We start from the raw sequence: 22,346 nt of genomic DNA, 5'->3' as shown, positions 1-22,346 counted from the left end.
GGGGTAAAACCCGGCAGCGGATTGTGCTAACTCCGACGGGAGCAAATCCGTGAAAGATTTATTAAAGTTTCTGAAAGCGCAGACTAAAACCGAAGAGTTTGATGCGATCAAAATTGCTCTGGCTTCGCCAGACATGATCCGTTCATGGTCTTTCGGTGAAGTTAAAAAGCCGGAAACCATCAACTACCGTACGTTCAAACCAGAACGTGACGGCCTTTTCTGCGCCCGTATCTTTGGGCCGGTAAAAGATTACGAGTGCCTGTGCGGTAAGTACAAGCGCCTGAAACACCGTGGCGTCATCTGTGAGAAGTGCGGCGTTGAAGTGACCCAGACTAAAGTACGCCGTGAGCGTATGGGCCACATCGAACTGGCTTCTCCGACTGCGCACATCTGGTTCCTGAAATCGCTGCCGTCCCGTATCGGCCTGCTGCTCGATATGCCGCTGCGCGATATCGAACGCGTACTGTACTTTGAATCCTATGTGGTTATCGAAGGCGGTATGACCAACCTGGAGCGTCAGCAGATCCTGACTGAAGAACAGTATCTGGACGCGCTGGAAGAGTTCGGTGACGAATTCGACGCGAAAATGGGTGCGGAAGCAATCCAGGCTCTGCTGAAGAGCATGGATCTGGAGCAAGAGTGCGAACAGCTGCGTGAAGAGCTGAACGAAACCAACTCCGAAACCAAGCGTAAAAAGCTGACCAAGCGTATCAAACTGCTGGAAGCGTTCGTTCAGTCTGGTAACAAACCAGAGTGGATGATCCTGACCGTTCTGCCGGTACTGCCGCCAGATCTGCGTCCGCTGGTTCCGCTGGATGGTGGTCGTTTCGCGACTTCTGACCTGAACGATCTGTATCGTCGCGTCATTAACCGTAACAACCGTCTGAAACGTCTGCTGGATCTGGCTGCGCCGGACATCATCGTACGTAACGAAAAACGTATGCTGCAGGAAGCGGTAGACGCCCTGTTGGATAACGGTCGTCGCGGTCGTGCAATCACCGGTTCTAACAAGCGTCCTCTGAAATCTTTGGCCGACATGATCAAAGGTAAACAGGGTCGTTTCCGTCAGAACCTGCTCGGTAAGCGTGTTGACTACTCCGGTCGTTCTGTAATCACCGTAGGTCCATACCTGCGTCTGCATCAGTGCGGTCTGCCGAAGAAAATGGCGCTGGAGCTGTTCAAACCGTTCATCTACGGCAAGCTGGAACTGCGTGGTCTTGCTACCACCATTAAAGCTGCGAAGAAAATGGTTGAGCGCGAAGAAGCTGTCGTTTGGGATATCCTGGACGAAGTTATCCGCGAACACCCGGTACTGCTGAACCGTGCACCGACTCTGCACCGTCTGGGTATCCAGGCATTTGAACCGGTACTGATCGAAGGTAAAGCTATCCAGCTGCACCCGCTGGTTTGTGCGGCATATAACGCCGACTTCGATGGTGACCAGATGGCTGTTCACGTACCGCTGACGCTGGAAGCCCAGCTGGAAGCGCGTGCGCTGATGATGTCTACCAACAACATCCTGTCCCCGGCGAACGGCGAACCAATCATCGTTCCGTCTCAGGACGTTGTACTGGGTCTGTACTACATGACCCGTGACTGTGTTAACGCCAAAGGCGAAGGCATGGTGCTGACTGGCCCGAAAGAAGCAGAACGTCTGTATCGCTCTGGTCTGGCTTCTCTGCATGCGCGCGTTAAAGTGCGTATCACCGAGTATGAAAAAGATGCAAACGGTGAATTAGTAGCGAAAACCAGCCTGAAAGACACGACTGTTGGCCGTGCCATTCTGTGGATGATTGTACCGAAAGGTCTGCCTTACTCCATCGTCAACCAGGCGCTGGGTAAAAAAGCAATCTCCAAAATGCTGAACACCTGCTACCGCATTCTCGGTCTGAAACCGACCGTTATTTTTGCGGACCAGATCATGTACACCGGCTTTGCATATGCAGCGCGTTCTGGTGCATCTGTTGGTATCGATGACATGGTCATCCCGGAGAAGAAACACGAAATCATCTCCGAGGCAGAAGCAGAAGTTGCTGAAATTCAGGAGCAGTTCCAGTCTGGTCTGGTAACTGCGGGCGAACGCTACAACAAAGTTATCGATATCTGGGCTGCGGCGAACGATCGTGTATCCAAAGCGATGATGGATAACCTGCAAACTGAAACCGTGATTAACCGTGACGGTCAGGAAGAGAAGCAGGTTTCCTTCAACAGCATCTACATGATGGCCGACTCCGGTGCGCGTGGTTCTGCGGCACAGATTCGTCAGCTTGCTGGTATGCGTGGTCTGATGGCGAAGCCGGATGGTTCCATCATCGAAACGCCAATCACCGCGAACTTCCGTGAAGGTCTGAACGTACTCCAGTACTTCATCTCCACCCACGGTGCTCGTAAAGGTCTGGCGGATACCGCACTGAAAACTGCGAACTCCGGTTACCTGACTCGTCGTCTGGTTGACGTGGCGCAGGACCTGGTGGTTACCGAAGACGATTGTGGTACCCATGAAGGTATCATGATGACTCCGGTTATCGAAGGTGGTGACGTTAAAGAGCCGCTGCGCGATCGCGTACTGGGTCGTGTAACTGCTGAAGACGTTCTGAAGCCGGGTACTGCTGATATCCTCGTTCCGCGCAACACGCTGCTGCACGAACAGTGGTGTGACCTGCTGGAAGAGAACTCTGTCGACGCGGTAAAAGTACGTTCTGTTGTATCTTGTGACACCGACTTTGGTGTATGTGCGCACTGCTACGGTCGTGACCTGGCGCGTGGCCACATCATCAACAAAGGTGAAGCAATCGGTGTTATCGCGGCACAGTCCATCGGTGAACCGGGTACACAGCTGACCATGCGTACGTTCCACATCGGTGGTGCGGCATCTCGTGCGGCTGCTGAATCCAGCATCCAGGTGAAAAACAAAGGTAGCATCAAGCTCAGCAACGTGAAGTCGGTTGTGAACTCCAGCGGTAAACTGGTTATCACTTCCCGTAACACCGAACTGAAACTGATCGACGAATTCGGTCGTACCAAAGAAAGCTACAAAGTACCTTACGGTGCGGTACTGGCGAAAGGCGATGGCGAACAGGTTGCTGGCGGCGAAACCGTTGCAAACTGGGACCCGCACACCATGCCGGTTATCACCGAAGTAAGCGGTTTTGTACGCTTTACTGACATGATCGACGGCCAGACCATTACTCGTCAGACCGACGAATTGACCGGTCTGTCTTCGCTGGTGGTTCTGGATTCCGCAGAACGTACCGCAGGTGGTAAAGATCTGCGTCCGGCACTGAAAATCGTTGATGCTCAGGGTAACGACGTTCTGATCCCAGGTACCGATATGCCTGCGCAGTACTTCCTGCCGGGTAAAGCGATTGTTCAGCTGGAAGATGGCGTACAGATCAGCTCTGGTGACACCCTGGCGCGTATTCCGCAGGAATCCGGCGGTACCAAGGACATCACCGGTGGTCTGCCGCGCGTTGCGGACCTGTTCGAAGCACGTCGTCCGAAAGAGCCGGCAATCCTGGCTGAAATCAGCGGTATCGTTTCCTTCGGTAAAGAAACCAAAGGTAAACGTCGTCTGGTTATCACCCCGGTAGACGGTAGCGATCCGTACGAAGAGATGATTCCGAAATGGCGTCAGCTCAACGTGTTCGAAGGTGAACGTGTAGAACGTGGTGACGTAATTTCCGACGGTCCGGAAGCGCCGCACGACATTCTGCGTCTGCGTGGTGTTCATGCTGTTACTCGTTACATCGTTAACGAAGTACAGGACGTATACCGTCTGCAGGGCGTTAAGATTAACGATAAACACATCGAAGTTATCGTTCGTCAGATGCTGCGTAAAGCTACCATCGTTAACGCGGGCAGCTCCGACTTCCTGGAAGGCGAACAGGTTGAATACTCTCGCGTCAAGATCGCAAACCGCGAACTGGAAGCGAACGGCAAAGTGGGGGCAACTTACTCCCGCGATCTGCTGGGTATCACCAAAGCGTCTCTGGCAACCGAGTCCTTCATCTCCGCGGCATCGTTCCAGGAGACGACTCGCGTGCTGACCGAAGCAGCCGTTGCGGGCAAACGCGACGAACTGCGCGGCCTGAAAGAGAACGTTATTGTGGGTCGTCTGATCCCGGCAGGTACCGGTTACGCGTACCACCAGGATCGTATGCGTCGCCGTGCTGCGGGTGAAGCTCCGGCTGCACCGCAGGTGACTGCAGAAGACGCATCTGCCAGCTTGGCAGAACTGCTGAACGCAGGTCTGGGCGGTTCTGATAACGAGTAATCGTTAATCCGCAAATAACGTAAAAACCCGCTTCGGCGGGTTTTTTTATGGCTGTTATTCAGAGGGCAAATTCTTCACGGGAAATATTAAGAAAGGCAGGGCGAAACGAGGAAGAAGCTTTTCGCCCTGGACAACATTCCTGCTGACGGCACTACCATAAAAAAACACAACGCTTTCAACAACCTTGCGTTTTTCATCTTCCGTAGCGGCTCGGAATAAATTTACGTTCTTACATTCCGTCTCATAGCCTTTGCGAGGCGCGTCCCAGATAGCTGTCCCAGTCTTTCCATACCGGCTACAAACCTTGAGCAGTTAACGCGGCAGCAACCGCTTCAGGCCTGCGATTGTCGTGCGGTGAGAACTGTTCCAGCTCGGGGTGATTGTCGGCATAGCCACCTGGCTGCGTTTTCGAAAAAGCGCTGACGTTATTAATTGCCAGCGGAATTACGCGATCGCGAAACCACGGTGATTCCCGCGTGGAGAGTGACAGTTCAATCTCCGGTGCAAGCAGCCGGAAGGCGCAGATGGTTTGCACTAACTGGCGTTCATCCATAATCGACGCAGGCTCAATGCCGCCAGTACACGGGCGCAGGCGCGGGAAAGAGACAGAGTAACGGCTTTGCCAGTAATGCTGTTGCAGCCATAGCAAATGTTCGGCAACCATATAGCAGTCAACGCGCCAGCTGTCGGAAAGACCGATCAGAGCGCCGAGGCCTATCTTATCAATTCCCGCACACCCCAGCCGATCCGGCGTTTCCAGCCGCCAGAAGAAGTCCTGTTTTTTGCCTTTCAGATGATGGCGGGCATATGTCGCCTCGTGATACGTCTCCTGATAAACCATCACGCCATCGAGACCAAGCTGTTTTAGTTCGGCATATTCCGCCTCCGCCAGCGGTTGCACTTCCATCTGTAGTGAAGAGAACTGTTCACGCAGGGCAGGGAGATGACGACGAAAGTAATCCATCCCCACTTTCGCCTGATGTTCACCAGTGACTAATAGCAGATGTTCAAAGCCCATCTCCCGTATAGCGGCACTTTCCCTGGCAATATCTGCTTCATCCAGCGTTTTGCGCTTGATGCGATTGCTCATGGAAAATCCGCAGTACGTGCAGTCGTTAGCGCAAAGATTGGAAAGATAAAGCGGGACGTAGAAACTAACTGTGTTGCCAAATCGCTGACGGGTCAGGCGCTGCGCCCGTTGGGCCAGTTGTTCCAGATAGCCACTGGCGGCAGGCGATAACAGCGCCATCATGTCGTTGCGGGTGAGTTGCGAGGCATTTAGCGCCCGCTCTACGTCAGCAGCCGTTTTGCCGTTGATACGCAGGCGGATGTCGTCCCAGTCCAGTTGTCGCCAGCGATCGCTGAAGGTTTTCATGCCGATGCCTCCAGAAATCCGGTCAGCGGGCTGGTGGCATGAGCAAAATGACTGCGGCTGCCCGGTCCGGACTGACGAGCCAGCAGGCCTGCTTCTACTGCCAGACGAAATGCCTTCGCCATGTTGACGGGATCGTCCGCGACGGCAATCGCCGTATTCACTAACACCGCGTCGGCCCCCATTTCCAGCGCCTGTGCGGCATGGCTGGGAACGCCGATGCCAGCATCGACAACCACCGGAACGGTGGCCTGCTGGATAATAATCTCCAGCATGGCGCGGGTCTCCAGTCCCTGATTCGAGCCAATCGGCGCGCCGAGCGGCATCACCGCTGCACAGCCGACTTCTTCCAGACGTTTACACAATACCGGATCGGCCCCGCAGTAAGGCAGCACGACAAATCCCTGTTGTACCAGCGTTTCGGCGGCTTTCAGGGTTTCGATGGGATCGGGCAATAGCCAGCGGGCGTCAGGGTGAATCTCTAATTTTAGCCAGTTTGTGCCTAACGCCTCACGCGCCAGATGGGCGGCGAAAATGGCTTCTTCCGCGGTTTTCGCCCCGGATGTATTCGGCAGCAGGGTCACACCCGCCGCGATAAGCGGTTCGAGGATAGCGTCGTTGTGTTGGCATAAGTCGACGCGTTTCATCGCCAGCGTCACCAGCTGGCTGCCGGAAGCACGAATAGACTCCACCATCAGTTGTGAGGAGGCGAATTTCCCGGTACCGGTAAACAGATGTGAATCAAACGTTTTGTCCGCAATACGTAACATCTCAACCCCCTGCAATAACCTGAAAAAGCAGGATCTGGTCGCCATCCTGCACGATATGTTGCGCCCATTGCTCCCGCGGGACGATTTGCTGATTAATCGCCAGAGCCGCGCCCGCTTGTCGTTGGTCGAGTTGCTCCAGTAGTTCGTGAACAGTTTGCCCGGCGGCGCACTGCATCGGTTGATCGTTAAACAGGATCTGCATTGCTTCCTCCGCATACCGGGCAACCACTGGCGCGGTGCAACGCCAGGCTGCGCCACTGGCTCGATGTACCGTCGAATAGTCGGAGTTCTCCCGCCGGCGTCTCTATACCGCTTAATAACTTAATTGCTTCCAGTGCCTGCAAAGTGCCCATAACCCCGACCACCGGGCCAACCACGCCCGCCGTGCGGCAGTTGCGTTCTGGCTCCTGGTTATCTGGCCACAGGCAGCGGTAACACCCCTGCTCCCAGGGCGGCGTCAGTACCATCAACTGACCGCCAAATCCGACCGCGCTGGCGGTGATAAGCGGCGTGTTGAGTGCTACGCAGGCGGCATTAATCTCCTGGCGAGTCGCCATATTGTCGGTACAGTCGAGCACCACATCGGCTTGTGCAACCGCATCTTTTAACGCCTCACCCGTTAACCGTTGTTGTAATGCTGTCAGTTGAATATCGGGATTCAACTGTGTCAGTCGCTGTTGGCTGACCTGCGATTTCGGGCGATCGATATCTTCAGTGGTAAAGAGGATTTGTCGTTGCAGATTGCTTAAATGCACATCGTCGTCATCTGCCAGTACCAGCGTCCCGACGCCAGCCCCCGCCAGGTACAGCGCAGCAGGTGTACCCAGCCCGCCAAGACCAATAATCAGCACCTGGCTGTCGAGCAGTTTTTGCTGCCCGTCAAGAGCGATATCGTCGAGCAGGATTTGGCGGCTATAACGCATAAAGTCACGGTCATTCATCGCCAACTCCTGCAATTTCCAGCAGCTGTTCCGTTGCCAAACGCCAGTCTGCCGCCTGGGTAATGGCACTGACGACGGCGATACTGCCGACACCCGTTGCTATCACCGCAGGCGCGCGCGGCAGACTGATACCGCCAATCGCCACGGTGGGATAATCCGCCAGACGCTCAATGTGCCGTGCCAGTTGTTCCAGCCCCTGCGGTGCAGAAGGCATCTGTTTGGTTTGCGTCGGGAATACATGTCCCAGTGCGATATAAGAAGGATGTGCTGCTAGCGCGACGTCGATCTCCATATCGTCATGGGTCGAAACGCCCAGCCGCAGGCCTGCCGCGCGGATGGCGTGGAGATCGGTGGCTTGCAAATCTTCCTGCCCCAAATGGACGCCATACGCCTGATGCTTGATCGCCAGCCGCCAGTAATCGTTGATAAACAATCGCGCGTTATAGCGGCGGCCCAGCGCAATTGCCGCCACGACATCGGCTTCCACCTCTTCATCGCGTTGATCTTTGATGCGTAGCTGGAGAGTACGTACGCCTGCATCCAACAGACGTTCGATCCACTGTACGCTGTCCACCACCGGGTACAGTCCTAAACGAAAAGGTACAGGAGGAAAATCAGGCTGATACATCACGCTTCCTCCTTACGCAGGTAGATTTCTCCGCCTCTGGCGCGGAAGTTCTCCGACATATCCGCCATTCCCACTTCAATGGTTTGCGCGGCGGCGTAATCACGCACTTCCTGGCTGATTTTCATCGAGCAGAATTTCGGCCCACACATGGAGCAAAAATGGGCGACTTTGCCGGACTCTTGCGGCAGGGTTTCATCGTGATAAGCGCGGGCGGTAAACGGGTCGAGGGCCAGATTAAACTGGTCTTCCCAGCGAAATTCGAAGCGGGCTTTCGACATGGCGTTATCGCGAATTTGCGCGCCCGGATGCCCTTTCGCCAGGTCGGCGGCGTGGGCGGCAATCTTATAGGTGATAAGCCCCTGCTTAACATCTTCTTTATTAGGCAGACCCAGATGCTCTTTTGGCGTTACGTAACAGAGCATCGCGCAGCCAAACCAGCCAATCATCGCCGCACCAATCCCTGACGTGAAGTGGTCATAGCCCGGCGCGATATCGGTAGTTAGCGGCCCCAGAGTGTAAAACGGCGCTTCGTGGCAGTGCTCTAACTCCTCGGTCATATTGCGGCGAATCATCTGCATCGGCACATGCCCGGGGCCTTCAATCATCACCTGCACGTCATATTCCCAGGCGATTTTGGTCAGTTCGCCCAGCGTATGCAGCTCGGCAAACTGCGCTTCATCGTTGGCGTCCTGAATAGAACCGGGGCGCAGGCCGTCGCCCAGCGACAGCGAAACGTCATAAGCGGCACAGATTTCACAAATTTCGCGGAAGTGTTGATAGAGGAAATTTTCCTGATGATGGGAGAGGCACCATTTCGCCATAATCGAACCGCCGCGAGAGACGATACCGGTCAGGCGTTTCGCGGTCATCGGCACGTAGCGCAGCAGCACCCCCGCATGGATAGTGAAGTAATCCACACCTTGCTCGGCCTGTTCCAGCAGCGTGTCGCGGAACGCTTCCCAGGTAAGATCTTCGGCGATCCCATTAACCTTCTCCAGCGCCTGGTAGATCGGCACAGTACCGATCGGCACCGGGCTGTTACGCAAAATCCACTCGCGGGTTTCGTGAATATAGCGACCGGTGGAGAGATCCATCACCGTATCCGCTCCCCAGCGCGTGGACCATACCAGCTTTTCCACTTCTTCTTCGATGGAAGAGGTGACCGCTGAGTTGCCGATATTGGCGTTAACTTTTACCAGGAAGTTACGGCCAATAATCATCGGCTCCGATTCCGGATGATTAATGTTGGCCGGGATAATCGCACGTCCGGCAGCAACTTCATCACGGACAAATTCCGCAGTGATATTTTCCGGCAGACGTGCGCCAAAGCTCATTCCCGGATGCTGGTGGCGTAAAACTTCGCTACGGATGTGCTCGCGGCCCATATTCTCGCGGATGGCGATGAATTCCATTTCCGGTGTGATGATGCCCTGGCGGGCGTAGTGCAGTTGGGTGACGCAGCGTCCTGCTTTGGCGCGTTTTGGCGTTAATACGCCGCTAAAACGCAGCTCGTCGAGGCCATCATCTGCCAGCCGCGCTTTAGTGTAATCGGAACTGCGCACGGTGAGTTCTTCGGTATCGCCGCGTGCGTCGATCCACGGCTGGCGCAGTTTTGCCAGCCCTTGCTGCACGTTAATGGCGATCTGCGGATCGCCATACGGGCCGGAGGTGTCGTAGACCGGAATCGCTTCGTTTTCTTCGTACTGCGGCTGTTCTTTGCTGCCGCCAATTAGTGTCGGGCTAAGCTGGATCTCACGCATCGGCACGCGCACGCTGGGGTGTGTGCCAGTGATATAAATGCGTTTTGAGTTGGGAAAGGCGGTGCCTTCCAGGGTGTCGATAAAATGTTGGGCCCGGGCGCGTTGTTCGCGGCGGGTCAGTTTTGTTGCAGACATAGCTCATTCCAAAAGTTAAGGACGTGGCTTGTCAGACGACGGATGAAGCAAGAGACGATCGCCGCAGGGGCGATGCGATAGCAGATTAACTCTTGTTCCCTTCGCAGGTATTAGCCTGATCAGGTTCCGCGGATCCCGAATAAACGGTCTCAGCCAGTTAAGGCACTCCGACAAGAAATTAGCCCCGCAAACGGGGCGTTGAATGTAAATTACGCGTTAACAGCGCAGAACTCAAGCAGGATGTTTGACGCGGGCGGCGTCAAGCACCAGCAGAATCAACTTATCTTCCAGCACAAATCGCGCTTCCAGTGCCTCGCCGATGTCAGATAAAACCTGTTGAAACTCAAGGTAATTATCATGATCGATGGCGGTTTCCAGGCTGGAATCGTAGTAATCCATAATCTGTTGCGTGTTGGCTTCGAGTTGCGGCCAAATCTTCGCGGCATGAGCGAGTTGCCCGTTGCCTTCCAGTTTATGAAGAATGCGTTCATAAATACTGAAATGTCCGGCAGACAGGTAGTCGACCAGACTCTGGCAAAAATCATCAAGGGCTTTTTCATTCAGCCTCATGTACGATTCTTTGCCAGGCTTAATGCCAACCAGATTGTAGTAAGCCACGAGCAGATGCTTACGTACATGTAGCCAGCGATCAACCAGTTTGTTACTTCCTCTGACGTGCTCCGTCAGGTTATCGAGCTGGTTAAGCATGATTGACTCCGCAAGTTTGTATTCAAAAACTGCTCAGTGAGAAATGTAAAAACCATGTTAAACATGCCAGTGATGCAAAGGTAGTGCAAGAGCTATGGATCGTATAATTGAAAAATTAGATCACGGCTGGTGGGTAGTCAGTCATGAACAAAAATTATGGTTGCCGAAGGGAGAATTACCATACGGCGAAGCGGCAAATTTCGATCTTGTGGGTCAGCGCGCACAACAAATCGGCGAATGGCAGGGAGAACCTGTTTGGCTAGTGCAACAGCAGCGTCGTCACGATATGGGCTCGGTGCGCCAGGTCATTGATCTGGATGTCGGGCTGTTTCAATTAGCCGGACGTGGTGTGCAACTGGCGGAGTTTTATCGCTCGCATAAATACTGCGGTTACTGCGGGCATGACATGTATCCGAGCAAAACCGAATGGGCGATGCTATGCAGCCACTGCCGTGAGCGTTACTACCCACAAATCGCTCCCTGCATTATCGTTGCCATCCGTCGCGATGATTCAATCCTACTTGCTCAGCATACCCGGCATCGTAACGGTGTCCATACGGTACTCGCCGGATTCGTCGAAGTGGGCGAAACCCTCGAACAGGCAGTCGCGCGGGAAGTGATGGAAGAGAGCGGCATCAAAGTCAAAAACTTGCGGTACGTGACTTCCCAGCCGTGGCCGTTTCCTCAGTCTTTAATGACCGCGTTTATGGCGGAATATGACAGCGGCGACATCGTGATCGACCCGAAAGAATTGCTCGAGGCGAACTGGTATCGCTATGACGATTTGCCGTTACTTCCACCGCCCGGCACCGTAGCGCGCCGTCTGATAGAAGATACGGTGGCGATGTGTCGGGCAGAGTATGAGTGATGATACACTGACCGCCTGACGCACTAAGGAACAGCCAAAATGACCGAACTTAAAAACGATCGTTATCTGCGGGCGCTGCTGCGCCAGCCCGTTGATGTCACTCCAGTATGGATGATGCGCCAGGCGGGCCGCTATCTACCGGAATATAAAGCCACGCGCGCCCAGGCGGGCGATTTTATGTCGCTGTGCAAAAACGCCGAGCTGGCGTGCGAAGTGACTTTGCAACCGCTGCGTCGCTACCCGCTGGATGCGGCGATCCTCTTTTCCGATATCCTCACCGTGCCGGACGCGATGGGGTTAGGGCTCTATTTTGAAGCCGGAGAAGGTCCGCGTTTTACCTCGCCAGTCACCTGCAAAGCTGACGTCGATAAACTGCCAATTCCGGACCCGGAAGATGAGCTGGGTTACGTGATGAACGCGGTGCGTACCATTCGTCGCGAACTGAAAGGCGAAGTGCCGCTGATTGGTTTTTCCGGCAGTCCGTGGACGCTGGCGACCTATATGGTAGAAGGCGGCAGCAGCAAAGCGTTCACCGTGATCAAAAAAATGATGTATGCCGATCCGCAGGCGCTGCACGCTCTGCTCGATAAACTGGCGAAAAGCGTCACTCTGTACCTGAACGCGCAGATTAAAGCCGGTGCTCAGGCAGTGATGATTTTCGACACCTGGGGCGGCGTGCTAACCGGGCGCGATTATCAACAGTTCTCGCTCTATTACATGCATAAAATTGTTGATGGTTTACTGCGTGAAAACGACGGTCGCCGCGTACCGGTCACGCTGTTTACCAAAGGTGGCGGACAGTGGCTGGAAGCCATGGCAGAAACCGGTTGCGATGCGCTGGGCCTCGACTGGACAACGGACATCGCCGATGCACGCCGCCGCGTGGGTGATAAAGTCGCGCTGCAGGGCAATATGGACCCGTCAATGTTGTACGCGCCGCCTGCCCGTATTGAAGAAGAAGTGGCGACAATCCTTGCCGGTTTCGGTCACGGTGAAGGCCACGTCTTTAACCTCGGCCACGGTATCCATCAGGATGTGCCGCCAGAACATGCTGGCGTATTTGTGGAGGCAGTGCATCGCCTGTCTGCGCCTTATCATCAGTAAGGAGTGGTTATGGATCTCGCGTCATTACGCGCTCAACAACTTGAACTAGCTTCTTCTGTGATCCGCGAGGATCGACTCGATAAAGATCCGCCGGATCTGATCGCTGGAGCCGATGTCGGGTTTGAGCAGGGCGGAGAAGTGACGCGAGCGGCGATGGTGCTGCTGAAATACCCCTCGCTTGAGCTGGTGGAGTATAAAGTGGCCCGCATCGCTACTACCATGCCTTACATTCCAGGTTTTCTTTCCTTCCGCGAATATCCTGCGCTGCTGGCCGCGTGGGAGATGCTGTCGCAAAAGCCGGATTTAGTGTTTGTCGATGGTCACGGGATCTCGCATCCGCGCCGTCTTGGCGTCGCCAGCCATTTTGGCTTATTGGTGGATGTGCCGACCATTGGCGTAGCGAAAAAACGGCTCTGCGGTAAATTCGAAGCGCTCTCCAGCGAACCGGGCGCGCTGGCCCCGCTGATGGATAAAGGCGAGCAGCTGGCCTGGGTCTGGCGCAGCAAAGCGCGCTGTAACCCTCTGTTTATTTCTACCGGCCATCGGGTCAGTGTGGATAGCGCGCTGGCGTGGGTACAACGCTGCATGAAAGGCTATCGTCTGCCGGAGCCAACACGCTGGGCGGACGCGGTGGCCTCGGAACGTCCGGCGTTCGTGCGCTATACAGCAAATCAGCCCTAATTCAGGTAAACTGCGGATAATTTCCGTATTTGAGAACTCAACATGTTACAAAACCCGATTCATCTGCGTCTGGAGCGCCTGGAAAGCTGGCAGCATGTCACTTTCATGGCTTGTCTATGCGAACGCATGTACCCCAATTACGCCATGTTCTGCCAGCAAACTGGTTTTGGTGATGGGCAAATTTATCGGCGTATTCTCGATCTCATCTGGGAAACGCTGACCGTTAAAGACGCAAAAGTAAATTTCGACAGCCAACTGGAGAAATTTGAAGAAGCGATTCCTTCAGCCGACGATTTCGATCTGTACGGCGTTTATCCGGCAATTGATGCCTGCGTGGCGTTAAGTGAACTGGTTCATTCGCGTTTGAGTGGCGAAACGCTCGAACACGCGGTGGAAGTGAGTAAGACCTCTATTACCACCGTTGCGATGCTGGAAATGACTCAGGCTGGTCGCGAAATGAGCGATGAAGAGCTGAAAGAAAACCCAGCCGTTGAGCAAGAATGGGACATTCAGTGGGAAATATTCCGACTTTTAGCCGAGTGTGAAGAACGTGACATCGAGCTGATAAAAGGCCTTAGAGCCGACCTGCGTGAGGCGGGTGAGAGCAATATTGGTATAATTTTTCAGCAATAAGACCAGAAAACGTGAATTAACGCCTGATTTGTCGTACCTGGAGTCTTCCCTTTCGCCCCCCGTCTGGTCTACATTTGGGGGGCGAAAAAAAGTGGCTATCGGTGCGTGTATGCAGGAGAGTGCTATTCTGGCATTTCCGTCGCACTCGATGCTTAGCAAGCGATAAACACATTGTAAGGATAACTTATGAACAAGACTCAACTGATTGATGTAATTGCAGAGAAAGCAGAACTGTCCAAAACCCAGGCTAAAGCTGCTCTGGAGTCCACTCTGGCTGCAATTACTGAGTCTCTGAAAGAAGGCGATGCTGTACAACTGGTTGGTTTCGGTACCTTCAAAGTGAACCACCGCGCTGAGCGTACTGGCCGCAACCCGCAGACCGGTAAAGAAATCAAAATCGCCGCTGCGAACGTACCGGCATTTGTTTCTGGCAAGGCACTGAAAGACGCAGTTAAGTAAGATTGCGTGGCAGTGAACAGTTTTAACGAAGGGGTGGTTTCACCCCTTTTGTCTTTCTGGCGTCGCTCATTGATGCTGGCAGGCGCGCTGTTTCTTACTGCTTGTAGCCATAACTCCTCACTTCCTCCCTTTACCGCCAGTGGATTTGCTGAAGATCAGGGCGCGGTACGCATCTGGCGAAAAGACAGCGGCGATAATGTCCATCTGCTTGCTGTATTTAGCCCGTGGCGCAATGGCGATACCACGACGCGAGAGTATCGCTGGCAGGGCGATAACCTCACGCTTATCAATATCAATGTTTACAGCAAACCGCCGGTGAACATTCGCGCGCGTTTTGACGATCGCGGCGATCTGAGTTTTATGCAACGTGAATCCGACGGGGAAAAGCAGCAGCTTTCTAACGACCAAATTGATTTATATCGTTATCGTGCTGACCAAATCCGCCAGATTAGCGATGCCTTACGTCAGGGGAGAGTCGTGCTGCGTCAGGGGCGCTGGCATGCGATGGAACAGACCGTGACCACCTGCGAAGGGCAAACCATTAAACCTGATTTAGATTCGCAGGCGATAGCGCATATCGAGCGCCGCCAGAGCCGCTCTTCTGTTGATGTCAGCGTGGCATGGCTGGAAGCGCCCGAAGGTTCGCAATTACTGTTAGTGGCAAACTCTGATTTCTGTCGCTGGCAACCCAACGAGAAAACGTTCTGATTTACCAGTGGCCCATGCCCATATGACCGCCACCACCACCGCAGCCGCTGTAACCCATGCCCATTCCGGTACCGCGCGGAATACCCGCTTCAGCCATCGCAATATCCCGTTTCACCCGTAACTCATCTAACGACTGACGCAAAGCCTCCATCTCTTTGGCGACCGCGTTAATTTTGCTGCTATCCGGTGGGTTCGCGGCTAACAGGGCATTGTATTCATAACGCTTCGTCACCAGTTGCTGTTGCAGTGCGCTGCTTTGAGCGTAAAAGTCATTATGGATTTTCTGCCACGCTGTCTGTTGTTCGCTGGTCAAAGGCGCGGCATTTTGTTGCCACATCCCGTGTCCGCCGTGAGCAAATGCAGATGTCGATCCCATCGCCATTGCTGAAAGCGCCATCATCACCAGGGCAATTTTCGTGTTCCGTTTCATGGTTAATCCTCCAGTGGTTGTCTTACTTTGGGTATTGCATCTTTCGTGCCAACAACGAAACGCTGATATGACGGGTAATCTGGCATGATAAACGAGTAAAAATGACTCGCCTGCTGTGGGTGGCGAGTCATTTTTACTCATTGAAACTTAAGTCTTTGTGTTACAGCGCAGGGTAAGCGCTGCTAAAAGATGGCATGATTTCTGCTGTCAAAAAGGGATGAACAGGCAAAGAAGAAGATACGTTTTATGCAACGTTCAAAAGACACCTTAGCCAAATGGTTAAGCACGATCCTCCCCATTGTCATTGTTGGGCTGGTGGGATTGTTTGCGGTAACTGTGATTCGTGATTATGGGCGGGCAAGTGAGGCTGACCGTCAGGCATTACTGGAAAAAGGTAATGTGCTCATTCGCGCTCTGGAGTCAGGAAGCCGCGTAGGGATGGGGATGCGAATGCACCATGTGCAGCAACAGGCGCTTCTGGAAGAGATGGCAGGCCAGCCTGGGGTGTTGTGGTTTGCGGTCACCGATGCGCAGGGCATCATCATTCTTCACAGTAACCCCGAAATGGTCGGGCGTGCACTCTATTCTCCTGATGAAATGCAGCAGTTAAAGCCAGAGGAAAACTCCCGCTGGCGACTGCTTGAGAAAGCGGAAACTGCGCCTGCGCTTGAGGTCTATCGTTTGTTCCAGCCAATGTCATCGCCCTGGCGGCATGGCATGCACAATATGCCGCGCTGTAACGGCAAAGCTGTGCCACAGGCAGAAGCACAACAGGCTATTTTCATCGCCGTTGACGCCAGCGATCTGGTTGCAACCCAGAGTGGGGAAAAGCGCAATACCCTGATTATCCTCTTCGCCCTGGCGACGGTCTTGCTGGCAAGCGTGTTGTCATTCTTCTGGTATCGCCGGTATCTGCGCTCGCGCCAGCTTCTACAAGATGAAATGAAGCGCAAAGAGAAGCTGGTGGCACTGGGGCACCTGGCGGCAGGCGTTGCCCACGAAATCCGTAACCCACTTTCCTCGATTAAAGGGCTGGCGAAATACTTTGCCGAACGCGCGCCAGCAGGGGGAGAAGCGCATCAATTGGCGCAGGTGATGGCGAAAGAAGCCGACCGTTTAAACCGCGTGGTAAGCGAGCTGCTGGAACTGGTTAAACCAACGCATCTGGCTTTGCAGGCGGTGGATCTCAACACTCTGATTAACCACTCATTACAGCTGGTAAGCCAGGATGCAAACAGCCGGGAGATCCAGTTACTCTTTACCGCCAACGACATGTTGCCGGAAATTCAGGCCGATCCGGACAGGCTGACTCAGGTCCTGTTGAATCTCTATCTCAACGCTATTCAGGCGATTGGTCAGCATGGCGTGATTAGCGTGACGGCCAGCGAAAGCGGCGCAGGCGTGAAAATTAGCGTTACTGATAGCGGTAAGGGAATTGCGGCGGATCAGCTTGAAGCTATCTTCACCCCGTACTTCACCACCAAAGCCGAAGGCACCGGGTTAGGGCTGGCGGTCGTGCATAATATTGTTGAACAACACGGTGGTACAATTCAGGTCGCAAGCCAGGAGGGAAAAGGCGCAACGTTCACCCTCTGGCTTCCGGTCAATATTACGCGTAAGGACCCACAAGGATGACGCACGATAATATCGATATTCTGGTGGTGGATGATGACATTAGCCACTGCACTATTTTGCAGGCTTTACTGCGCGGCTGGGGCTATAACGTCGCGCTGGCGAACAGCGGGCGACAGGCGCTGGAGCAGGTGCGGGAACAGGTGTTTGATCTTGTGCTTTGCGATGTGCGAATGGCAGAGATGGACGGCATCGCCACGCTGAAAGAGATCAAAGCGTTAAATCCGGCGATTCCGGTACTGATTATGACCGCTTACTCCAGCGTCGAGACGGCGGTAGAGGCGTTGAAAACCGGGGCGCTGGATTATCTCATCAAACCGCTGGATTTCGATAACCTGCAGGCGACGCTGGAAAAGGCGCTCGCGCATACGCACAGTGTCGATGCTGAAATACCTGCGGTGTCCGCCAGCCAGTTCGGTATGGTCGGTAAAAGCGCAGCGATGCAACACCTGCTCGGTGAAATTGCCCTTGTCGCGCCATCGGAAGCTACGGTACTGATCCACGGCGATTCCGGTACCGGTAAAGAGCTGGTCGCCAGGGCGATTCACGCCAGTAGCGCACGTAGCGAAAAACCGCTGGTAACGCTCAACTGTGCGGCACTCAACGAATCCTTGCTGGAATCTGAATTGTTCGGTCACGAAAAAGGGGCGTTTACCGGGGCCGACAAACGGCGGGAAGGGCGCTTTGTTGAGGCGGATGGCGGAACGCTGTTTCTCGATGAAATTGGCGATATCTCGCCGATGATGCAGGTCCGTCTGCTGCGTGCGATTCAGGAGCGTGAAGTTCAGCGTGTCGGCAGCAACCAGACTATTTCGGTCGATGTCCGGCTGATTGCGGCGACCCATCGCGATCTTGCCGCAGAGGTAAATGCCGGGCGTTTTCGCCAGGATCTCTACTATCGCCTGAACGTGGTGGCGATTGAAGTGCCATCGCTGCGGCAACGGCGGGAGGATATTCCTCTGCTGGCTAACCATTTTCTTCAGCGGTTTGCCGAACGCAATCGCAAAGCGGTAAAAGGCTTTACGCCCCAGGCAATGGATCTGTTGATTCATTACGATTGGCCGGGAAATATTCGTGAGCTGGAAAACGCGGTAGAACGGGCAGTGGTGTTGCTGACCGGGGAATATATTTCCGAACGCGAGCTGCCGCTGGCGATTGCGAGTACGCCGATCCCGCTGGTACAAAGTCAGGATATTCAGCCGCTGGTGGAAGTGGAAAAAGAGGTGATTCTGGCGGCACTGGAGAAAACGGGCGGCAACAAAACCGAAGCCGCCCGTCAGTTAGGGATCACGCGCAAAACACTATTGGCAAAACTGTCGCGTTAGTTCTGCTAGCGTTCGATAGCGCGCCAGCCGATATCTTTCCGGCAGAAGCAGTCGTTCCAATGGATATCGGTCATTAAGGCATAAGCGCGTTTCTGCGCTTCTGCCACGGTATGACCCAGCGCGGTGACGCACAGTACGCGCCCGCCGCTGGTTACCACCTGCTCGTCATCCGCCAGTTTTGTGCCCGCGTGGAACACTTTGCCGCCTGCCACTTCTTCCAGCGGCAGGCCGTGGATCACGTCACCGGTGCGGTAATCGCCCGGATATCCACCCGCAGCCATCACCACGCCGAGAGAAGCACGTTCATCCCACTCGGATGTTTTCTCGTCCAGCTTCCCTTCACAGGCTGCCAGGCAAAGTTCAACCAGATCGGACTTCATGCGCAGCATAATCGGCTGGGTTTCCGGATCGCCAAAGCGGCAGTTAAATTCAATAACCTTCGGATTGCCCTGTTTGTCGATCATCAGGCCCGCATAGAGAAAACCGGTGTAGGTGTTGCCTTCCGCCGCCATGCCTTTCACGGTTGGCCAGATGATGCGTTCCATGGTGCGCTGATGAACTTCATCAGTCACCACCGGCGCAGGAGAGTAAGCGCCCATCCCGCCGGTGTTTGGCCCGGTATCTTTATCGCCTACGCGTTTGTGATCCTGGCTGGTGGCCATCGGCAGCACATGCTCGCCGTCCACCATCACGATAAAGCTCGCTTCTTCTCCATCAAGGAACTCTTCGATAACAATGCGATGACCCGCATCGCCAAACGCGTTGCCCGCCAGCATATCGTGAACAGCCGCTTCCGCTTCTTCCAGCGTCATCGCTACGATAACGCCTTTCCCGGCAGCCAGACCGTCCGCTTTAATGACGATTGGCGCGCCTTTCTCACGCAGATACGCCAGCGCAGGTTCTACCTCGGTGAAGTTCTGGTATTCCGCCGTAGGGATTTTATGGCGGGCCAGGAAATCTTTGGTAAACGCTTTTGAGCCTTCCAGTTGCGCGGCACCTGCGGTTGGGCCGAAGATTTTCAGCCCGGCGGCGCGGAAGGTATCAACCACGCCTTTCACCAGCGGCGCTTCCGGGCCGACGATGGTTAGATCTACCTTTTCGTTTTGCGCGAAATCCAGCAGCGCCGGGATATCGGTCACGCCGATAGCGACGTTTTGCAGCGTGGGTTCCAGCGCAGTGCCTGCGTTACCCGGAGCAACAAAAACAGTCTCAACCAGCGGCGACTGGGCCGCTTTCCAGGCCAGCGCGTGCTCGCGCCCGCCGTTACCAATCACTAATACTTTCATCTGTCGCTCCATTAATGGCGGAAGTGGCGCATGTCGGTGAAGAGCATCGCAATACCGTGCTCGTCGGCGGCGGCAATCACTTCGTCATCACGGATGGAACCGCCAGGCTGGATTACGCAGGTCACGCCCGCAGCGGCGGCGGCATCAATACCGTCGCGGAACGGGAAGAACGCGTCAGAAGCCATCGAGGAACCTTTCACTTCCAGGCCTTCATCGGCAGCTTTAATACCGGCGATTTTCGCGGAGTACACGCGGCTCATCTGGCCCGCGCCAATACCGATGGTCATATTGTTTTTGGCATAGACGATAGCATTGGATTTCACGAACTTCGCCACTTTCCAGCAGAACAGCGCATCACGCAGTTCCTGTTCGGTCGGCTGACGTTGGGTGACGACGCGCAGTTCTTCCGCACCGACCATCCCCAGGTCACGATCCTGAACCAGCAAACCGCCGTTCACGCGTTTGAAATCAAGACCCGGAACACGCTCGCCCCACTGACCGCAGGTCAGGACGCGAACGTTCTGTTTGGCGGCGGTGATTTTCAGGGCTTCTTCGCTGGCGGACGGCGCAATGATCACTTCAACAAACTGACGAGAAATGATGGCCTGCGCGGTTTCAGCATCCAGCTCGCGGTTAAAGGCAATGATGCCGCCGAATGCGGAGGTTGGGTCGGTTTTGTACGCGCGATCGTAAGCATCAAGAATGGAATTGCCGATAGCCACGCCGCACGGGTTGGCGTGCTTCACAATCACACATGCCGGCTCGGCGAACTCTTTCACGCACTCCAGCGCCGCATCGGTATCGGCGATGTTGTTATAAGAGAGGGCTTTACCCTGAACCTGGGTTGCGGTGGCAACGGAGGCTTCTTTCACATTCTCTTCTATATAGAAGGCAGCCTGCTGGTGGCTGTTCTCGCCGTAACGCATATCCTGCTTCTTAATGAAGTTCAGGTTCAGCGTGCGTGGGAAGCGACCGGCGGCTTCTTTGCTTTCACCGTGGTAAGCCGGAACCATGCTGCCGAAGTAGTTGGCAATCATGCTGTCGTAGGCGGCGGTGTGTTCGAAGGCTTTGATAGCGAGGTCGAAACGGGTTGCAAGCAGAAGCGATCCTTCGTTGGCATCCATCTCTTTAATAATGGCGTCGTAGTCGCTGCTCTTCACCACGATTGCGACATCTTTATGGTTCTTGGCGGCGGAGCGCACCATGGTTGGGCCGCCGATATCGATGTTCTCAACCGCATCTTCCAGCGAGCAACCTTCACGGGCCACGGTCTGGGCGAACGGATACAGGTTAACAACCACCATATCGATAGGCTGGATCTGATGTTCTTCCATAATGGCATCGTCCTGGCCGCGACGGCCCAGAATGCCACCATGTACTTTCGGATGCAGGGTCTTCACGCGTCCATCCATCATCTCCGGGAAACCGGTGTAATCGGAAACTTCGGTTACCGGCAGACCTTTTTCTGCTAACAGACGGGCAGTGCCCCCTGTAGACAGCAGCTCCACACCGCGTGCGGAAAGTGCCTGGGCGAATTCGACGATACCGGCTTTGTCAGAAACACTGAGCAGAGCGCGGCGGACTGGACGACGTTGTTGCATGGTAAATCCCCTGGATTTGACTATTACAGAGAGCGTTAGCTGAATTATTCACGAAAAACTCAGCTAACGCCCCTAACGGGGCATCCTTATTTTTCGCCCGCATTGTAACGAAAACGTTTGCGCAACGCTCGCGAATTTTTCTCTTTCAATGGCGATCACTATTTTGACTGTGCTTACCGTGTGAGAAATACAGAAATTATGCTGATGATTGTGGATAACTCTGTGCGTAAAAAGGTATAAAGCGGGGTTTTGCTGGGGAATGCAGCAGTCAGTCATTTTTTTGCAATTTTTCTATTGCGGCCTACGGAGAACTCCCTATAATGCGCCTCCATCGACACGGCGGATGTGAATCACTTCACACAAACAGCCGGTTCGGTTGAAGAGAAAAATTCTGAAATTCAGGGTTGACTCTGAAAGAGGAAAGCGTAATATACGCCACCTCGCGATAGTGAGCTGAAAGCCGCGTCGCAACTGCTCTTTAACAATTTATCAGACAATCTGTGTGGGCACTCGAAGATACGGATTCTTAACGTCGCAAGACGATAAATGAATACCAAGTCTCAAGAGTGAACACGTAATTCATTACGAAGTTTAATTCTTTGAGCATCAAACTTTTAAATTGAAGAGTTTGATCATGGCTCAGATTGAACGCTGGCGGCAGGCCTAACACATGCAAGTCGAACGGTAACAGGAAGAAGCTTGCTTCTTTGCTGACGAGTGGCGGACGGGTGAGTAATGTCTGGGAAACTGCCTGATGGAGGGGGATAACTACTGGAAACGGTAGCTAATACCGCATAACGTCGCAAGACCAAAGAGGGGGACCTTCGGGCCTCTTGCCATCGGATGTGCCCAGATGGGATTAGCTAGTAGGTGGGGTAACGGCTCACCTAGGCGACGATCCCTAGCTGGTCTGAGAGGATGACCAGCCACACTGGAACTGAGACACGGTCCAGACTCCTACGGGAGGCAGCAGTGGGGAATATTGGCACAATGGGCGCAAGCCTGATGCAGCCATGCCGCGTGTATGAAGAA

19 protein-coding genes, 1 rRNA gene and 1 riboswitch are annotated in these 22,346 nt (G+C 54.3%); of the genes, 10 read left to right on the top strand and 10 right to left on the bottom strand.

Annotation, left to right across the window (positions count from 1 at the left end; genetic code table 11):
• Positions 1–49 precede the first annotated feature (49 nt).
• Complete coding sequence (rpoC, locus tag AACU94_RS00100; protein ID WP_000653944.1) at positions 50–4,273, top strand: DNA-directed RNA polymerase subunit beta'; 4,224 nt, start codon at positions 50–52, stop codon at positions 4,271–4,273.
• Positions 4,274–4,568: 295 nt separating this feature from the next.
• Here rpoC and thiH read toward each other — a convergent pair whose 3' ends face one another.
• The 7 genes from thiH to AACU94_RS00065 all read right to left on the bottom strand — a co-directional run bounded on the left by thiH (position 4,569) and on the right by AACU94_RS00065 (position 10,587).
• Positions 4,569–5,648 (bottom strand): 2-iminoacetate synthase ThiH, encoded by a 1,080-nt coding sequence (gene thiH / locus AACU94_RS00095; protein ID WP_135488439.1) that lies wholly within the window; start codon positions 5,646–5,648, stop codon positions 4,569–4,571.
• Positions 5,645–6,415 (bottom strand): thiazole synthase, encoded by a 771-nt coding sequence (thiG, locus tag AACU94_RS00090; protein WP_135385213.1) that lies wholly within the window; start codon positions 6,413–6,415, stop codon positions 5,645–5,647. The genes thiH and thiG overlap by 4 nt, the downstream gene beginning before the upstream one ends.
• Position 6,416: 1 nt before the next feature.
• The gene (gene thiS / locus AACU94_RS00085; RefSeq protein WP_001166230.1) at positions 6,417–6,617 is read right to left on the bottom strand and encodes a sulfur carrier protein ThiS; all 201 of its coding nucleotides are present in this window, start codon (positions 6,615–6,617) and stop codon (positions 6,417–6,419) included.
• Positions 6,601–7,356, bottom strand: coding sequence for a thiazole biosynthesis adenylyltransferase ThiF (gene thiF / locus AACU94_RS00080; protein ID WP_135385211.1), 756 nt, complete (start codon positions 7,354–7,356; stop codon positions 6,601–6,603). The genes thiS and thiF overlap by 17 nt, the downstream gene beginning before the upstream one ends.
• Positions 7,349–7,984, bottom strand: coding sequence for a thiamine phosphate synthase (gene thiE, locus AACU94_RS00075; RefSeq protein ID WP_135488440.1), 636 nt, complete (start codon positions 7,982–7,984; stop codon positions 7,349–7,351). The genes thiF and thiE overlap by 8 nt, the downstream gene beginning before the upstream one ends.
• On the bottom strand, positions 7,984–9,879 hold the full coding sequence (gene thiC, locus AACU94_RS00070) for a phosphomethylpyrimidine synthase ThiC (protein ID WP_135488438.1): 1,896 nt from the start codon (positions 9,877–9,879) through the stop codon (positions 7,984–7,986). The genes thiE and thiC overlap by 1 nt, the downstream gene beginning before the upstream one ends.
• Positions 9,880–9,958: 79 nt before the next feature.
• Positions 9,959–10,059, bottom strand: a riboswitch (TPP riboswitch).
• A gap of 51 nt (positions 10,060–10,110) precedes the next feature.
• Positions 10,111–10,587 (bottom strand): Rsd/AlgQ family anti-sigma factor, encoded by a 477-nt coding sequence (locus AACU94_RS00065; RefSeq protein ID WP_064530412.1) that lies wholly within the window; start codon positions 10,585–10,587, stop codon positions 10,111–10,113.
• A gap of 94 nt (positions 10,588–10,681) precedes the next feature.
• Here AACU94_RS00065 and nudC point away from each other — a divergent pair, with 94 nt between their 5' ends.
• The 6 genes from nudC (at position 10,682) to AACU94_RS00035 (ending at position 15,040) form a co-directional block, all read left to right on the top strand.
• Complete coding sequence (gene nudC / locus AACU94_RS00060; RefSeq protein WP_135488437.1) at positions 10,682–11,455, top strand: NAD(+) diphosphatase; 774 nt, start codon at positions 10,682–10,684, stop codon at positions 11,453–11,455.
• Positions 11,456–11,494: 39 nt separating this feature from the next.
• The gene (gene hemE / locus AACU94_RS00055; RefSeq protein WP_130216331.1) at positions 11,495–12,559 is read left to right on the top strand and encodes a uroporphyrinogen decarboxylase; all 1,065 of its coding nucleotides are present in this window, start codon (positions 11,495–11,497) and stop codon (positions 12,557–12,559) included.
• Positions 12,560–12,568: 9 nt separating this feature from the next.
• Positions 12,569–13,240, top strand: coding sequence for a deoxyribonuclease V (nfi, locus tag AACU94_RS00050; RefSeq protein ID WP_130216333.1), 672 nt, complete (start codon positions 12,569–12,571; stop codon positions 13,238–13,240).
• 42 nt (positions 13,241–13,282) lie between these two features.
• Positions 13,283–13,873 (top strand): YjaG family protein, encoded by a 591-nt coding sequence (locus AACU94_RS00045; RefSeq protein ID WP_000940106.1) that lies wholly within the window; start codon positions 13,283–13,285, stop codon positions 13,871–13,873.
• A gap of 186 nt (positions 13,874–14,059) precedes the next feature.
• The gene (hupA, locus tag AACU94_RS00040) at positions 14,060–14,332 is read left to right on the top strand and encodes a nucleoid-associated protein HU-alpha (RefSeq protein ID WP_001044513.1); all 273 of its coding nucleotides are present in this window, start codon (positions 14,060–14,062) and stop codon (positions 14,330–14,332) included.
• Positions 14,333–14,344: 12 nt separating this feature from the next.
• Positions 14,345–15,040: a DUF1481 domain-containing protein gene (locus AACU94_RS00035; RefSeq protein ID WP_032147960.1), complete on the top strand. Its 696-nt coding sequence runs from the start codon at positions 14,345–14,347 to the stop codon at positions 15,038–15,040.
• Between the two features lies 1 nt (position 15,041).
• Here AACU94_RS00035 and zraP read toward each other — a convergent pair whose 3' ends face one another.
• Positions 15,042–15,470, bottom strand: a complete 429-nt coding sequence (gene zraP, locus AACU94_RS00030; RefSeq protein ID WP_130222640.1) for a zinc resistance sensor/chaperone ZraP — start codon at positions 15,468–15,470, stop codon at positions 15,042–15,044.
• A gap of 237 nt (positions 15,471–15,707) precedes the next feature.
• Here zraP and zraS point away from each other — a divergent pair, with 237 nt between their 5' ends.
• On the top strand, positions 15,708–17,105 hold the full coding sequence (zraS, locus tag AACU94_RS00025; protein WP_135488436.1) for a two-component system sensor histidine kinase ZraS: 1,398 nt from the start codon (positions 15,708–15,710) through the stop codon (positions 17,103–17,105).
• On the top strand, positions 17,102–18,427 hold the full coding sequence (gene zraR / locus AACU94_RS00020; protein WP_135488435.1) for a sigma-54-dependent response regulator transcription factor ZraR: 1,326 nt from the start codon (positions 17,102–17,104) through the stop codon (positions 18,425–18,427). Before zraS ends, zraR begins: the two co-directional genes overlap by 4 nt.
• 5 nt (positions 18,428–18,432) lie before the next feature.
• Here zraR and purD read toward each other — a convergent pair whose 3' ends face one another.
• Complete coding sequence (gene purD, locus AACU94_RS00015) at positions 18,433–19,713, bottom strand: phosphoribosylamine--glycine ligase (RefSeq protein ID WP_135488434.1); 1,281 nt, start codon at positions 19,711–19,713, stop codon at positions 18,433–18,435.
• Positions 19,714–19,724: 11 nt separating this feature from the next.
• The gene (purH, locus tag AACU94_RS00010; RefSeq protein ID WP_135488433.1) at positions 19,725–21,314 is read right to left on the bottom strand and encodes a bifunctional phosphoribosylaminoimidazolecarboxamide formyltransferase/IMP cyclohydrolase; all 1,590 of its coding nucleotides are present in this window, start codon (positions 21,312–21,314) and stop codon (positions 19,725–19,727) included.
• Positions 21,315–21,930: 616 nt separating this feature from the next.
• Between purH and AACU94_RS00005 the strand changes: the two genes are divergently transcribed.
• Positions 21,931–22,346: ribosomal RNA gene (locus AACU94_RS00005) — 16S ribosomal RNA — on the top strand; the annotation flags it as partial.

The organism is Escherichia sp. E4702 (assembly GCF_963883545.1).
Taxonomy (GTDB): domain Bacteria; phylum Pseudomonadota; class Gammaproteobacteria; order Enterobacterales; family Enterobacteriaceae; genus Escherichia.
The sequence above is the reverse complement of the archived record's forward strand: the minus strand, read 5'-3'. Positions and strand labels throughout refer to the sequence as shown.